Consider the following 12,743-nt stretch of genomic DNA (forward strand, 5'->3'; position numbering starts at 1 on the left):
GGTGTCGATCATGAAGAAGGAATTAAGATGGGGATTCACCACGGGAGCCTGCGCCGCAGCCGCGGGCAAGGCCGCGTTGTGCGGCCTGATGGGGCACCCGGACCCCGCGGAAGAAATAGACATTCCCTTTCCCAACGGCGAACGCCACTCCCTGCCCATTTCCTTTGTGCGGCCAAAGGACGGCGGCGGGGAAGCGGGTGTGCTCAAAGACGCGGGAGATGATCCGGATATCACGCATGGCGCGCTGGTGATCGCCCATGTCGACTGGGACAAAAGCGGCGACATCACGTTTATCGCGGGTGAGGGCATCGGCACCGTCACCAAAAAGGGGCTAAGCATTCCGCCCGGAGAGCCCGCCATCACCCCCGGTCCCAAGGCCATGATTCGGGCCGCCCTTCGGGAAGTTACCGACCGGCCGGTTCGAATCACCCTTTCCATTCCGGGGGGCCGTGAAATGGCCCTGAAGACCTACAATCCGCGGCTCGGCATTGTCAATGGGCTCTCGGTTCTCGGCACCACGGGCAGGGTCAGGCCGTTTAGCTGCAAGGCATTGACCTGCTCGATCGATTGCGAGCTGAATGTCGCAGGGGCAGCCGGGGTAAACGCCCCCGTGCTGGTGCCGGGGCATATCGGAGAGCGCTCGGCGCGCAACCATCTTGCCCTTGCCGCCGAGCAACTGATCGAAGTGGGCAATGAATGGGGGTTCGTGCTGGCGCGCCTTGCCCGCCATCCCTTTACCCACGCCCTTCTCTGGGGGCACCCGGGAAAGCTCGCCAAGCTGGCGGACGGTCAATGGGACACCCATTCCTCTCGCTCAGGGCCTCCCCTTGACCTTGTCCGGCGAATCGGCAAGTTGCTGAATATGCCGAATCTCGAAGGGCACAAAACCACTGAAGGGCTCTTTGCCGCACGGAAAGCCACCGAACAACACCGGCTAGCCGAGGCCGTGAGCACTGCCATCGCCCATGCCGCCTCAGCAAAGGCTGCGGGCGAAATTCAATTCTCCGTGGCGCTGGTGAATATGGCGGGCGATATACTCGGAACCTATGGAGACATGAAACCATGGCGGTAAAGCTAACGATTGTGGGATGCGGCCCCGGCGCTCCGGAATATTTGACCGTGGCAGGCAGGCAAGCTATCGCGGGGGCCGAGGTTCTAGTGGGAGCGCCCCGGTTGCTGACTCTCTTTGCCACGCCGGCCCATGAAAAAATTACCTTTGAGGCCGACATTGACGGCTTGATAGCGGTCATTGCTGCTCGGCGTCCCCATGCGGCCATCGCGGTCCTGGTAAGCGGTGATCCCGGACTCTGCAGCCTGGCGGGATCACTGCTTCGCCGGTTGGGACGAGACACCTGTGACGTGATTCCCGGCGTCAGTTCGGTTCAACTGGCCTTTGCGCGTCTGGGACTTGATTGGCGCGACGCCCGGATTCTCTCCGCTCACACCAGCATTCCCGATGCGACGGCGGCGGACCTGGCCGCCTTCAACGCAATTGTGATTCTCGCGGGACACCGGCACGCGAAGGATTGGATTGCCGACTTGGCGGAGGCCTTTGGGAACACGCGCACCCTGGTCGTGTGCGAGGACTTGACCCTTCAAAGTGAAAAGATTTACCGGGTTCCGGCCGCGGCGTTCCGCCGGCTCGAGATCTCCACCCGAACCATCGTGCTGCTTCTGAAAAAGGATATGGACATATGACAACAGGAACACTTTACGGCATTGGCATCGGCCCGGGAGATCCGGACCTGATTACGGTTAAGGGGGCAGCGCTGCTTTCCCGATGCCGCCATGTCGTGGTACCCAAGGCATCACAATCCGCCGACAGTGTGGCGCTTCGCATTATTCAAAAGCATCTTCACCCAGCTGCTATAATTCATGAAAGGGTCTTTCCCATGGTGACGCACCAGGAGACGCTTCAAGCCCGGTGGGGAGAGTCCGCCGCCTGTGTCGCATCGTTACTGGCCCAGGGAGAAGATGTCTGTTTCCCGACGCTGGGCGACACCTTCCTTTATTCCACCTACATCTATCTTGTCCGATCGTTGCGAACTATCGCGCCCGAAGCGCGCATCGTGACCATTCCCGGTGTTGCCGCGTTCAGCGCCGCAGCCGCCGCCACCGAATTTGCGGTGGGCGAAGGCAAGCAGCCCGTCACCATCATTCCGGCCGCAGACGATTTGACGGACCTTAAACATGCGCTGAACCGAAGCGGCACAGTGGTCATCATGAAGGTCGGCCGTCGGCTCGATGCGGTGCTCGATCTGCTCGAAGCGCATAACGCGTTAGAAACAGGTGTGTTTGCCGCCCATGTCGGCATGCCGGAAGAACATGTGGAAACGGACCTTCGAAAGCTGCGGGGACGCAACGCGCAAACCGGTTACCTTTCCATCATTCTGACCAAACCGGGAATGGAGGATTCTGAATGAAAGTTTATTTTGTCGGCGCCGGACCGGGAGACCCCGACCTGTTGACCCGGAAAGCCGAACGGCTCTTGCGAACGTCCCGAATTTGCATCTACGCGGGCTCCCTGGTCAGTCCGGCGATTATCGGCCTTTTGCCGCCGTCGGCCGAAATGCATGATTCCGCGGGACTCACCCACGCGCAGGTGATCGACTTGATGCGAGAAGCCCAGCAAAGAGAGATGGATGTCGTGCGGCTTCACACGGGTGACCCCACCCTCTATAGCGCCATCGGCGAGCAGATAAGCGACTTGCAACGTCACGGCATCGCCTGCGAGGTGGTTCCGGGGATAAGCGCCTTTCAGGCGGCCGCAGCCGCCCTTTGCTGGGAGCTGACCATTCCGGAAATGACACAAAGCATCGTGCTCACCCGAACGCCAGGGCGGACGCCCGTGCCGGCCTCGGAAACCCTCGAGCGATTCGCCGAAACCGGCGCCACACTATGCCTCTTTCTGTCCATCCATGATATTGAGCGGTTTGCGAAAATGCTCACCGGGTATTACGGTAAAAATTGCCCGGCCGCGGTGGTCTATCACGCCTCGTGGCCGGATGAGCAAATTGTCCGGGGCACGCTTGCCGACATCGCGGAGAAAGTGACCGCAGCCGGCATCACCAAAACAGCGCTCTTTATGGTTCGGCGGGAGCCGCAGGGAGCCAGGTCGCGTCTCTACGCGCCCGATTTTGCTCACGGCTATCGCGGGGATGGAAAGTAACATGCCGGATATCATCACCCTTTCACCCATCGGCGCCGAGGTGGCGCGCACCCTCGCGGCAAGTATGCCGGCGAGCAGACTGCATTTTCATGAAACGGTTGCGGAGGTGCGACCTGCCGCATCCTTTACGCGCGTTGCGGAACTTGTCTGCGCACTTTTTTCAACGACCGACGGAATGGTTTTTATCGGGCCCTGCGGCGTGATGGTAAGGGCCGTGGGGCCGCATCTTCAGAGCAAGTTTTCGGATCCGCCGGTGGTCGTGGTGGATGTGCTCGCAAGATACGCCGTCAGTCTTCTAAGCGGTCATGAAGGCGGCGCCAACGACCTTTGCGTGAGAATAGCCAATATTCTCGGCGCCGAACCGGTGATCACCACGACCTCTGAAGCGGCCCGAACCATCATTGTCGGCATCGGGTGCCGCAGGCATTGCGCCGCCCGAGCCATTACCGAAGCGGTTCGTTGGGCGCTCCATGAAGCAGGGGCAACGGAAAAAGAGGTGCGCTTTCTCGCCACCGCCGATATCAAGGCTCAGGAGCCCGGATTGATTCAGGCGGCCCTGGATCTCGGCATTCCGCTTCGGCTGATTCCATCAGCGCAGATTCGAGCCTGCCGGCTGGAATTTACACCCACGCCCCTTGCGAAAAAAAAAGTCAATTTACCTGCAGTGGCCGAACCCTCGGCACTGCTGGCAGGAAGGAGGACGGCATTAATACTACCCAAAATGATACGAAACGGGGTGACCGTGGCCCTTGCCCGGGAAAACTCTTTGTAGTCGGCATCGGTCCAGGAGACGCGGCCGATCGCACGCACCGCGCCGAAACCGCGATCGCCCAAAGCCGCGTGGTGGTGGGGTATTCCCCTTACCTTTCCAACATCGCAGACCTGATTGACGGCAAGGAACGGATCGCTACCGGCATGACCCGGGAAGAAGCGCGGTGCCGGGCCGCCATTGAGCGCGCTTATGATGGGGAAATCGTGGCCCTGATTTCTTCGGGTGATTCGGGTGTATACGGCATGGCAGGGCTATCCATCGAAATGGCGCATCGCATCGCACCCGGGCTGACGATCGAAATTATTCCCGGTGTTTCTGCTGCCAACGCCGCAGCCGCCGCCATGGGCGCACCACTCATGCTCGATTATGCGGTGATCAGCCTCAGCGATTTATTGGTGCCCTGGGACATGATTCGGCATCGTTTGGAAGCCGTCGCCGCCGCCGATCTGGTGACGGCGCTTTATAACCCGCGTTCCAATAAACGAATCCACCAGATAGAAGAAGCCGTGGCGATTTTTCTTCGCAATCGACCGGCCACGACACCCGCTGGCGTTGGAACGGCCGTTGGCCTGCCGGAAGCACGTATCGAAATCACCACCCTGGAAAACCTCTTGTCGCTCGAAATCACCATGCGAAGTATGGTGATTATCGGCAACACCCATTCACAACACATTGACGGCTGGTTTGTGACACCCCGGGGGTACACGCTGTGATATTGCTGATAGGAGGAACCACCGAGGCCGTTCCCATCGCTCGCGCGCTTTTGAAAGTGGGCTTTAACGTGCTGCTCTCGACGGCGACTGAAATGCCTCCCCGCGGCAGGCTGCCGGCCCGCTTGTTGCGGCGAACCGGGATGCTGAATGCGGAAGGACTTGCGGAATTGATTTGCACGCGGGGAATTTGCGCCGTGGTCGATGCGACACATCCCTATGCCGCCGCGACAAGCGTCAATGCCTGGCATGCCTGCCGACAAACGGGAATTCCCTATGTGGCCTTTGATCGCCCAAGCACCATCGGGGCGTCATTCGACGGCATTTTCCGGGCGGAAAATCACGCGGAAGCGGCGGCTCTGGCCTGCTCGTTCAGGCACCCCGTGCTGTTGACCATCGGGGTTCGCAACCTTTCCCCCTACGTTTCAGCCGCCCGGCAACAGGGAATACCGCTTGTGGCCCGCGTGTTGAATCATCCGTCCTCCCTGGCCGAATGCCGCCGCGCAGGCCTGACCACGGAAGAGATCGTCTGCGCCAACGGCCCTTTTTCCGTAACGGAGAATGCCTCACTGATCATGAGGCATCATATCGGCGTTTTGGTAACCAAGGATAGCGGCGACGCCGGCGGGGTTCGGACCAAAATCATCGCCGCTCAAACATCCAAGTGCCGGGTGGTGGTGATTCGACGCCCGGCTCGCCCCCAGGCAGGCTACCCCTCCATCGCCGCTCTCCTGAAAGCCATTCAAACCATCTTTCCGGGCTGCTAAGCCAATTTTTTCCCGGCCCCAGGTCCGGGCGCAACACCGTAGATTTCAGAGATATTTAATATCACCGCACCCTTTGATGTTAAGGGAAACCCGGCCCGGTTGCCCAGGTCTGCAATCCATGCGGCGGTTTCCTCAAATCGTTTTCCCGATGTCTCGATGGTGACGGTGCCCTTGATCTGGTAGCCTTCATGCCCCTCCCAGTAAGTCAGGGCCACGTTGGGATTGGCTTTCATGTTGGCGAGGGTTTTGCCGAAAAACTGATCGGAAATCAGAATGGTTTCATCATTCAGAATTTTTTTCGCGCCCACGGGCACGGCATTGGGGGTGCCGTCCGCGGCGGCGGTGGCAAGAACCGCCGTGGGAACTTTGTTAAACACTTCCATCATGCGTTCGGTCATTTTTGCCATAATCGTTTCCTCCTCATAGGTTAAGAAAAGTTAAGTAGTGAACAACAATCCGATAACATTGGTTTTCTCGCATCGACGATCAGAGACACATTGTTGATGCTGCCGCCCGAATTCCGATGATCCATCAACAAGGACCGGTAAATCGGCCCGTCCTTGATCGACCATTGGTTGTAATGAAAACGGCCCTGCTCATCGCAGTACTCCAGCAGGTCCACGTCAAACCCGGCCTGCGCAAAGACATCGGAAAACAGAACATAGTCATACAGTAGTTGATGATCCGCCGCCGGATGCTCCTTTGGGCCGGGGCCGCCCGGTCTTGCTATTTGCCGGTACGCCGGATCGGGAAAGTTGCCGTCCGGCACCGCGCATCGCAGGTAGCCGCCGGGGGCCAACCATCGAAAGCAGGTTTTTGCGGCCAATCGGCCTTGCGCTTCCGTCAGGTGTTCCCATACATGTTCACACAGGAACGCATTTGCCCGGCGAAGATAAAAACTCTTTACCCAGTCCGACGGGTTCAGCAAATCCAGTTCCTCCCGGTGAGTGGCCACCCAGCCGGGCCAGCGCTGATCTCCCGCCCCGATGATAATCCGGACCGGCTGATCCGGTGCTATGCCGCTGATATCGATCATGATGAATGGGCATCCTGCGTCGTTATATTCCGAGAGCCGTGCAGCGACTCACCATTTTTGTGCATGAATTGTTACCACCCGGAAATGTTAAATTCAATCATAGAATCAAATGAGGCCGCCATGGGATTCAAATGGACTGCCGGGAGCGAAAGCCTTGAGGGGGATCGGATGGAAGCTGCGGCACTGTCTGAACGCGTTCCGCGTGAGTTTGCCGCAGCTGGAATCCGATTTTTCTCAAGGCTGAAGCGGGCTATGGGTTACATGCAATTGCCCTGTCCGAGAATACCTTGCCGGTTGCTATTCTTCAAAAAAACCTTTAAGGGTCGAAAAAAATAACCGTAAACATCATCCGAAAGGTTTGAACATGGCTGAGATCATCCTCGCGGCCAAGCGGGAAAAATCGCTGCTGCGACGGCATCCGTGGGTATTTTCGGGCGCGATCGCACATATCCGAGGCAACCCCCCGTCCGCGGGTGAAACAGTGGATATTCGGGCTGCCGACGGCGCTTTTCTCGGAAAAGGCGCCTTTTCTCCCACTTCGAAAATACGGGTCCGGGTCTGGACCTTTGAGGCCGATGAAGAAATTACTCCCCTGTTTTTCAGCCGTCGCCTGGAAAGGGCGCTTCGGGCCCGTGCCACCCTGGTGCGAGAAGGGCATACCGGCTATCGCCTCGTCAATGCGGAGTCGGACGGGCTGCCGGGCGTGATGATCGACCGGTGCGGCGACTATCTCGTCGGGCAGTTTTTAACGACCGGCGCGGAATATTGGAAAACCACGATAGTTTCCGCTTTAAATAGGTTAGTGCCCAACCGCGGCATTTTTGAGCGATCCGATACGGATGTGCGATTAAAAGAGGGGCTGCCCAAGCAAATCGGACTGCTTTCAGGTCAAAAACCGCCGGACTTGGTTGAAATCAGGGAGGGGGCATATCGATTTCTCGTGGATATTCGGCAAGGTCACAAAACCGGGTTTTATCTTGACCAGCGGGACAACCGGGCCGCTGTCGCGCCCTACGCCAAAGGAGCCGAGGTTCTGAACTGTTTTTCGTATACCGGTGGATTTGCCGTGGCGGCCCTTAACGCCGGGGCAATCCGTGTCGTCAATGTGGATTCATCAAGCGACGCGCTGGCTTTGGCCCGTAAAAACATCAACCTCAATTCGCCCGATGCAACCGGCGTAACCTATCTCGAAGGCGATGTCTTTACCGTGCTGCGCGCCTTTCGGGAAGAAAACCGATTGTTTGATCTCATCATTCTGGATCCGCCCAAATTCGCAGACTCCCGGCAACACCTGGAAAAGGCCGCCCGAGGGTATAAGGACATTAATCTCCTGGCCTTTAAACTGCTTCGGCCCGAAGGCTTTCTAATAACCTTTTCCTGCTCCGGGCTCATGACTCCTGATCTGTTTATAAAAACAATCGCCTGGGCCGCCCTGGATGCGGGCCGCGAAGCGCAAATTCTTCGATATCTGAATCAGGCAAGCGATCACCCGACCGCGCTCAACTTTCCGGAAGCAAGCTATTTAAAAGGTCTCATATGCCGCGTGACGTGAATCGAACTTTTGACATTTCAAGGTGTCTTCGTTATAGACTGTGAGCATCATCAACCACCATAAGGATCAAAACATGGCGACACCATTACTACTTGAAATATTTTCCGATTACACCTGAGCGTGGTGCTATTTCGCTACCGTGAGTACCGAAAAGCTTCACAAAGAATACGATATCACCTTGCAATGGCGGGCCTTTCCACTTCATCCGGAAACGCCCGAAGAGGGAAGCTTGATTACCGAGCTTTTTGCCGGTCGCCCGGTCAACATTCCCAACATGATGCAAAAATTGCACAAAACGGCCGAGGAACTCGGCCTGCCCTTTGGCGATTTGGTCAAAACCTTTAACAGCCGCCTGGCTCAGGAGCTGGGGCTTTGGGCAGGAACCCAAAACAAAGGGGAGGAATTCCACTCGGCCGCCTTCAGGGCCTATTTCGTCGATGGAAAAAATATTGGAAACATACCGGTGCTGCTGGACTTGGCTGCTTCCGTGAATCTTCCTGTCGAAGCCGCCACGCAAGTTCTTGAGGACAGAACATTCAAGGCGGCTGTGGACCGGGACTGGGCTCTTGCGCGGGAAAAAGAGATTCAGGTGGTGCCGACCTTTGTGGCAAACGGGGAAAAACTGGTGGGGGCGAAACCTTACGAGGTTTTGGCGAAATTTATAGAAACCAACGGGGCCGGCAAAAGGTTATAAGAGCCGATAAGGTTTCGAAGCCGTTCGAACCGGCCCTTGTTAAGCGCCAACGTTTCAGATGCCGCCGTTTTGTGCTGGTTTCATGAAATTTGCACAAAGGCATGCCCGCAGGTGAAAAAAACACGATGAATCGTTGTTGAATACGTTGAAGCTGGCTAGGGTGCAAACCCTAATCCGTCAAATAGATCGTCAGGGGAATAACATGCAGTTCGCGGGAAAGCTCCCGGGTGGCGCCAAGCTGCCATTTTTCGATTTGACACCGGCCTTCGACGAGTTTTCCGATATCGTCCACAAGACCTTTAATGTCAATCACCGGATGGCGGGAAAAAACCTGGGGCAGTCCATAGGTCAAATGGCATCCGAGGCACTTTCCGGGCCGTTGAATGAGTTGCAATTCAAAATGCAAGCTGTTGCAATTATGCTCAATAAAAGAAAGGCGAATATCATAGGCGCCCTCGGACGCATCGCCGAAAAGCGCATCAAAAAACCGGTCTGATTTTTCATCGGGAAAAAGGGATGCCAATGTTTCGGGAGTGAAAAGCGCGTTGTGGTCGTTTTTGCTCATTGCCGATTCAATCCTTGTTGCCTTCGTTTAAAGCATTCACCACGATATGCTGTCTTTATGGCTTGAATTTATTTAAGGGCAGTCCCAATTAAAAATCAATACAAAACTCCGACAAATGGGATTTATTAACTGAGGCTTTTCATATATTCGAACTCTTGATACAACGAAACGCATGAAAGCACGATAAGCCCGTATTCCAGGAGGAGACCCGAATGCCGACGATTGTTCGCGTGGTTATCTGGGCCGTTGTTATTTACGTCCTTTATTGCGGGTTACTCTTTCTTTTTCAGCGCCGCGTGATGTACCCCAGGGGGCTGGTACAACCCATCGCAATCAATTCCGAACTCGAATCGAAGATCGAAAAAATACAAATCGCCACCCGGCACGGGTCGATGGAAGCCTGGTATATTCCCCCGGATGCCGGAACCGTGAGTTCTACGGCGCCCGCGATCGTTATGGCGCACGGAAATGCGGAGCTTATCGACGGGTTGCTCTATGAGTTCGGTTGGCTCAGCGGTAAAGGTATCGGCCTTCTGCTCGTAGAATATCCGGGTTACGGCCGCTCGGAAGGCGCCCCCTCACAGCAAAGCATTACGGACACCTTTCTTGCCGCTTATGATAAGCTGGTTCAACGGCCGGATATCAACCCGGAAAAAATTGTGCTGTTCGGCCGAAGCCTGGGAAGCGGGCCGGTGTGTGATCTTTCGGGTAAACGTCCTTCCGCAGCGATGGTTATCCTTTCGGGCTTTACAAGTGCGCGGGCGTTTGCCGCAAACTATCTGGTTCCCGCCTTTCTGATTCGCGATGCCTTTGACAATCTGGCCGCGATTTCGAGATACAACCGGCCGGTATTGATTGTCCATGGCGATCAGGACGAAATGATTCCCTATGCTCACGCAACCCGGCTTGCCGGCGCGGCAAAGCAAGGCACCCTGATTACCTATCGTTGCAACCACAACAACTGCCCGCCGGACGAAATGCAATTCCGCCGCGACCTTCTCGGCTTTCTGGCAAAAGCAGGAATTCCTTAAAAAGTGTACGGGAATGCGGTCTTCGAGCATTTCTGTTAAAAAAAACCAAACGACCATGCGTAATAACCGGAGGTATCCCTCATGAAAGAACTTATGTCCACCCGTGAAGCGGCACAGTTTCTGGATGTAAATGAGAAAATGATTTACACTTTGATTTCCGATAAAAAGCTGCCCGCAACCAAAATCACGGGAAAATGGCTTTTCCCCAAACATCTGGTTGAACAATGGATCGAAGCCAATACCATCAATTACCCGGAGCCGACCCCACAACTGCCGCCTTATCATGGGCTCTTGATCATCGCCGGCAGCAATGACCCGCTGCTTGAAGCCTTTATTTCCCATTTCAACAGCCGAAACCCGGAACACCTCGCTGTATTCGGCAATATCGGCAGCATGGGCGGATTAATGGCGCTTAAGCAGAACCGCTGCCACATCGCCACAAGCCATCTCATGCAGGACAACGAAAAAGAGTATAATTTTGATTTTGCCGGCAAAACCTTTGAACAGATGCCGGCCGTGGTCAATTTTTGTCTTCGTGAGCAAGGGATTCTCGTTCAAAAGGGGAATCCAAAAAAAATAGAGGGGGTCGCGGATCTGGCACGGCCCGATGTGACCATGATCAATCGTCCCCTTGGCACCGGCACGCGATTGCTCATCGACAACGAATTTAAGAAAATCGGTATCGACACGGATACCGTCAAAGGATATCAGAACATCAGCCACCGTCACATGGATGTGGGTCTTGAAATTCTTTCCGGGCGCATCGACGCCGGCCCCGCTATTCGTCCGGTCGCATCCATTTTAAATCTGGATTTTATTCCGCTGCGATGGGAACGCTATGATTTACTGATCGCCAAGGACAGGTTCTTTGATCAGGGAGTGCAGCTTTTTATCGGGTTGCTCCATGAAAAGGATTTGGCGAACCTTTCCCTGAAATATAATGGCTACGACACCAAACTCAGCGGCAAGATGGTGTATCCGCAAGCATAGGCGCAAGAGTCCTTTTAAATCCCGTTGACCTTGCCGCTCATTCGCGTTTAGTAAACAAAAAGAGCCCGCAGGAAAACCGCCATCCTCCACTCGCAGGAGAAAATATGAAAAAGCCGGCCATTCATACTCGCTTACCCGGCCCGAACGCTGAAAAATGGATCCGATTAGACCGCACGGTGGTCTCCCCCTCTTACACCCGCATGTACCCGCTGGTCGCCAAACAGGCCAAAGGCCTCTGGATTACCGATGTGGACGGCAACGAGTTCCTGGATTTTACCGCCGGTATCGCCGTCTGCGCCACCGGGCATTGCCACCCCGAGGTTGTCAGTGCCATTAAGGCCCAGGCCGATAACCTGTTGCACATGTCCGGGACGGATTTTTATTATACGCCCCAGATTCAGTTGGCCGAACGATTGTCCAAGCTCGTCCCGGGAAAAGGCCCTAAAAAGGTTTATTTCGGCAACTCCGGAGCCGAGGCCGTGGAGGCGGCCTTCAAGCTTGCCAGATGGCATACCCGGCGCAATCTGAATATCGCCTTTTACGGCGCCTTTCACGGCCGAACCATGGGGGCGCTGTCATTGACCGCCAGCAAAACCATTCAGAAAAAAAATTACAACCCCCTGGTGCCCGGTATCACGCATATTCCGTATGCGTATTGCTACCGTTGCCCTTACCGGCTGAGCTATCCGGGCTGCGGAATTTACTGCGTTCAATGGATCGAAGACACCCTTTTCAGAACCACCATTCCGCCGGAAGAGGTCGCGGCCATCTTTCTTGAACCGATTCAGGGCGAGGGCGGTTACATCGTTCCGCCGCCCGAATTTCACCAGGAATTGAAAAAAATTGCGGATAAATATGACATTCTTTATGTCGCCGATGAGGTGCAAAGCGGCATGGGACGAACCGGAAAAATGTTCGCCATGGCACATTTCGGCGTCGTGCCGGATATTATCGCACTGGCCAAGGGGATCGCTTCCGGCATGCCGCTGGGCGCCATGGTGGCCCACGCGGACATCATGAACTGGGAGACGGGCTCCCATGCCTCCACCTTCGGCGGTAATCCGGTTTCCTGCGCGGCGGCCATGGTAACCATTGATTTGCTGAAAAGAGAACTCATTCAGAACGCGGCAACCCGTGGCAAACAACTGATAAACGGACTGCGGACGCTTCAGAATCAATATGAATGTATCGGCGATGTTCGGGGGAAGGGCCTGATGGCGGCCATTGAACTCGTCAAGGACCGGCAAGCCAAAACCCCGGCAAATCAATTGCGCGCGGACATCATTCAGGCCGCATTTCAAAAAGGCCTGCTGCTGCTCGGTTGCGGCGCCAACAGCATTCGCTTCAGCCCGCCGCTGACCGCCTCAAGCGAGGAAATTGACACATGCCTGAGCATCGTGGAGGAGGTCATTCGTGAAATGGCCAACTAAGCGACCTGCTTGGCCTCCCGACATCTT

15 protein-coding genes are annotated in these 12,743 nt (G+C 55.9%); 12 read left to right on the plus strand and 3 right to left on the minus strand.

All coding sequences use genetic code 11. The features are described from left to right. Nucleotides 1-10: 10 nt before the first annotated feature. The 7 genes from cbiD to cobK are packed head-to-tail and all read left to right on the plus strand — an operon-like array spanning nt 11 to nt 5,418. Complete coding sequence (gene cbiD, locus RBT11_12110) at nt 11-1,072, plus strand: cobalt-precorrin-5B (C(1))-methyltransferase CbiD (protein MDX9787518.1); 1,062 nt, start codon at nt 11-13, stop codon at nt 1,070-1,072. Further along, the gene (cbiE, locus tag RBT11_12115) at nt 1,063-1,698 is read left to right on the plus strand and encodes a precorrin-6y C5,15-methyltransferase (decarboxylating) subunit CbiE (protein ID MDX9787519.1); all 636 of its coding nucleotides are present in this window, start codon (nt 1,063-1,065) and stop codon (nt 1,696-1,698) included. Before cbiD ends, cbiE begins: the two co-directional genes overlap by 10 nt. After that, nucleotides 1,695-2,423 carry a precorrin-2 C(20)-methyltransferase gene (gene cobI / locus RBT11_12120; GenBank protein ID MDX9787520.1) on the plus strand — a complete coding sequence of 243 codons (729 nt, stop codon included), beginning with the start codon at nt 1,695-1,697 and terminating at the stop codon, nt 2,421-2,423. The genes cbiE and cobI overlap by 4 nt, the downstream gene beginning before the upstream one ends. Next, nucleotides 2,420-3,169 (plus strand): precorrin-4 C(11)-methyltransferase, encoded by a 750-nt coding sequence (gene cobM / locus RBT11_12125; GenBank protein ID MDX9787521.1) that lies wholly within the window; start codon nt 2,420-2,422, stop codon nt 3,167-3,169. Before cobI ends, cobM begins: the two co-directional genes overlap by 4 nt. A 1-nt stretch (nt 3,170) precedes the next feature. Further along, nucleotides 3,171-3,941, plus strand: a complete 771-nt coding sequence (locus RBT11_12130; GenBank protein MDX9787522.1) for a cobalamin biosynthesis protein — start codon at nt 3,171-3,173, stop codon at nt 3,939-3,941. A gap of 5 nt (nt 3,942-3,946) precedes the next feature. Then, nucleotides 3,947-4,654: a precorrin-3B C(17)-methyltransferase gene (gene cobJ, locus RBT11_12135; GenBank protein MDX9787523.1), complete on the plus strand. Its 708-nt coding sequence runs from the start codon at nt 3,947-3,949 to the stop codon at nt 4,652-4,654. Then, nucleotides 4,651-5,418, plus strand: a complete 768-nt coding sequence (gene cobK, locus RBT11_12140; protein ID MDX9787524.1) for a precorrin-6A reductase — start codon at nt 4,651-4,653, stop codon at nt 5,416-5,418. The genes cobJ and cobK overlap by 4 nt, the downstream gene beginning before the upstream one ends. Here cobK and RBT11_12145 read toward each other — a convergent pair. Together RBT11_12145 and RBT11_12150 are read right to left on the minus strand one after the other, a co-directional pair. Next, nucleotides 5,415-5,825: a pyridoxamine 5'-phosphate oxidase family protein gene (locus RBT11_12145; protein ID MDX9787525.1), complete on the minus strand. Its 411-nt coding sequence runs from the start codon at nt 5,823-5,825 to the stop codon at nt 5,415-5,417. The two genes, cobK and RBT11_12145, sit on opposite strands and share 4 nt — an antisense overlap. Before the next feature lie 20 nt (nt 5,826-5,845). Then, nucleotides 5,846-6,454 (minus strand): hypothetical protein, encoded by a 609-nt coding sequence (locus RBT11_12150; protein ID MDX9787526.1) that lies wholly within the window; start codon nt 6,452-6,454, stop codon nt 5,846-5,848. A 364-nt stretch (nt 6,455-6,818) separates the two neighbouring features. Here RBT11_12150 and RBT11_12155 point away from each other — a divergent pair, with 364 nt between their 5' ends. Next, on the plus strand, nt 6,819-8,006 hold the full coding sequence (locus RBT11_12155) for a class I SAM-dependent methyltransferase (protein ID MDX9787527.1): 1,188 nt from the start codon (nt 6,819-6,821) through the stop codon (nt 8,004-8,006). Nucleotides 8,007-8,079: 73 nt separating this feature from the next. Beyond that, the gene (locus RBT11_12160; protein ID MDX9787528.1) at nt 8,080-8,700 is read left to right on the plus strand and encodes a DsbA family oxidoreductase; all 621 of its coding nucleotides are present in this window, start codon (nt 8,080-8,082) and stop codon (nt 8,698-8,700) included. A gap of 169 nt (nt 8,701-8,869) precedes the next feature. Here RBT11_12160 and RBT11_12165 read toward each other — a convergent pair whose 3' ends face one another. Then, nucleotides 8,870-9,265 (minus strand): pancreas/duodenum homeobox protein 1, encoded by a 396-nt coding sequence (locus tag RBT11_12165; GenBank protein MDX9787529.1) that lies wholly within the window; start codon nt 9,263-9,265, stop codon nt 8,870-8,872. Nucleotides 9,266-9,477: 212 nt separating this feature from the next. Between RBT11_12165 and RBT11_12170 the strand changes: the two genes are divergently transcribed. The 3 genes from RBT11_12170 (at nt 9,478) to RBT11_12180 (ending at nt 12,716) form a co-directional block, all read left to right on the plus strand. Next, a complete protein-coding gene (locus tag RBT11_12170) occupies nt 9,478-10,296 on the plus strand; it encodes an alpha/beta hydrolase (GenBank protein ID MDX9787530.1) in 819 nt (272 codons plus the stop codon). Between the two features lie 81 nt (nt 10,297-10,377). Beyond that, entirely contained in the window at nt 10,378-11,286 is a 909-nt protein-coding gene (locus RBT11_12175; GenBank protein MDX9787531.1) for a helix-turn-helix transcriptional regulator, read from the plus strand. A gap of 104 nt (nt 11,287-11,390) precedes the next feature. Further along, nucleotides 11,391-12,716, plus strand: a complete 1,326-nt coding sequence (locus tag RBT11_12180; GenBank protein ID MDX9787532.1) for an acetyl ornithine aminotransferase family protein — start codon at nt 11,391-11,393, stop codon at nt 12,714-12,716. Nucleotides 12,717-12,743: the final 27 nt, after the last annotated feature.

The organism is Desulfobacterales bacterium (assembly GCA_034003325.1).
Lineage (GTDB): Bacteria > Desulfobacterota > Desulfobacteria > Desulfobacterales > JAFDDL01 > JAVEYW01.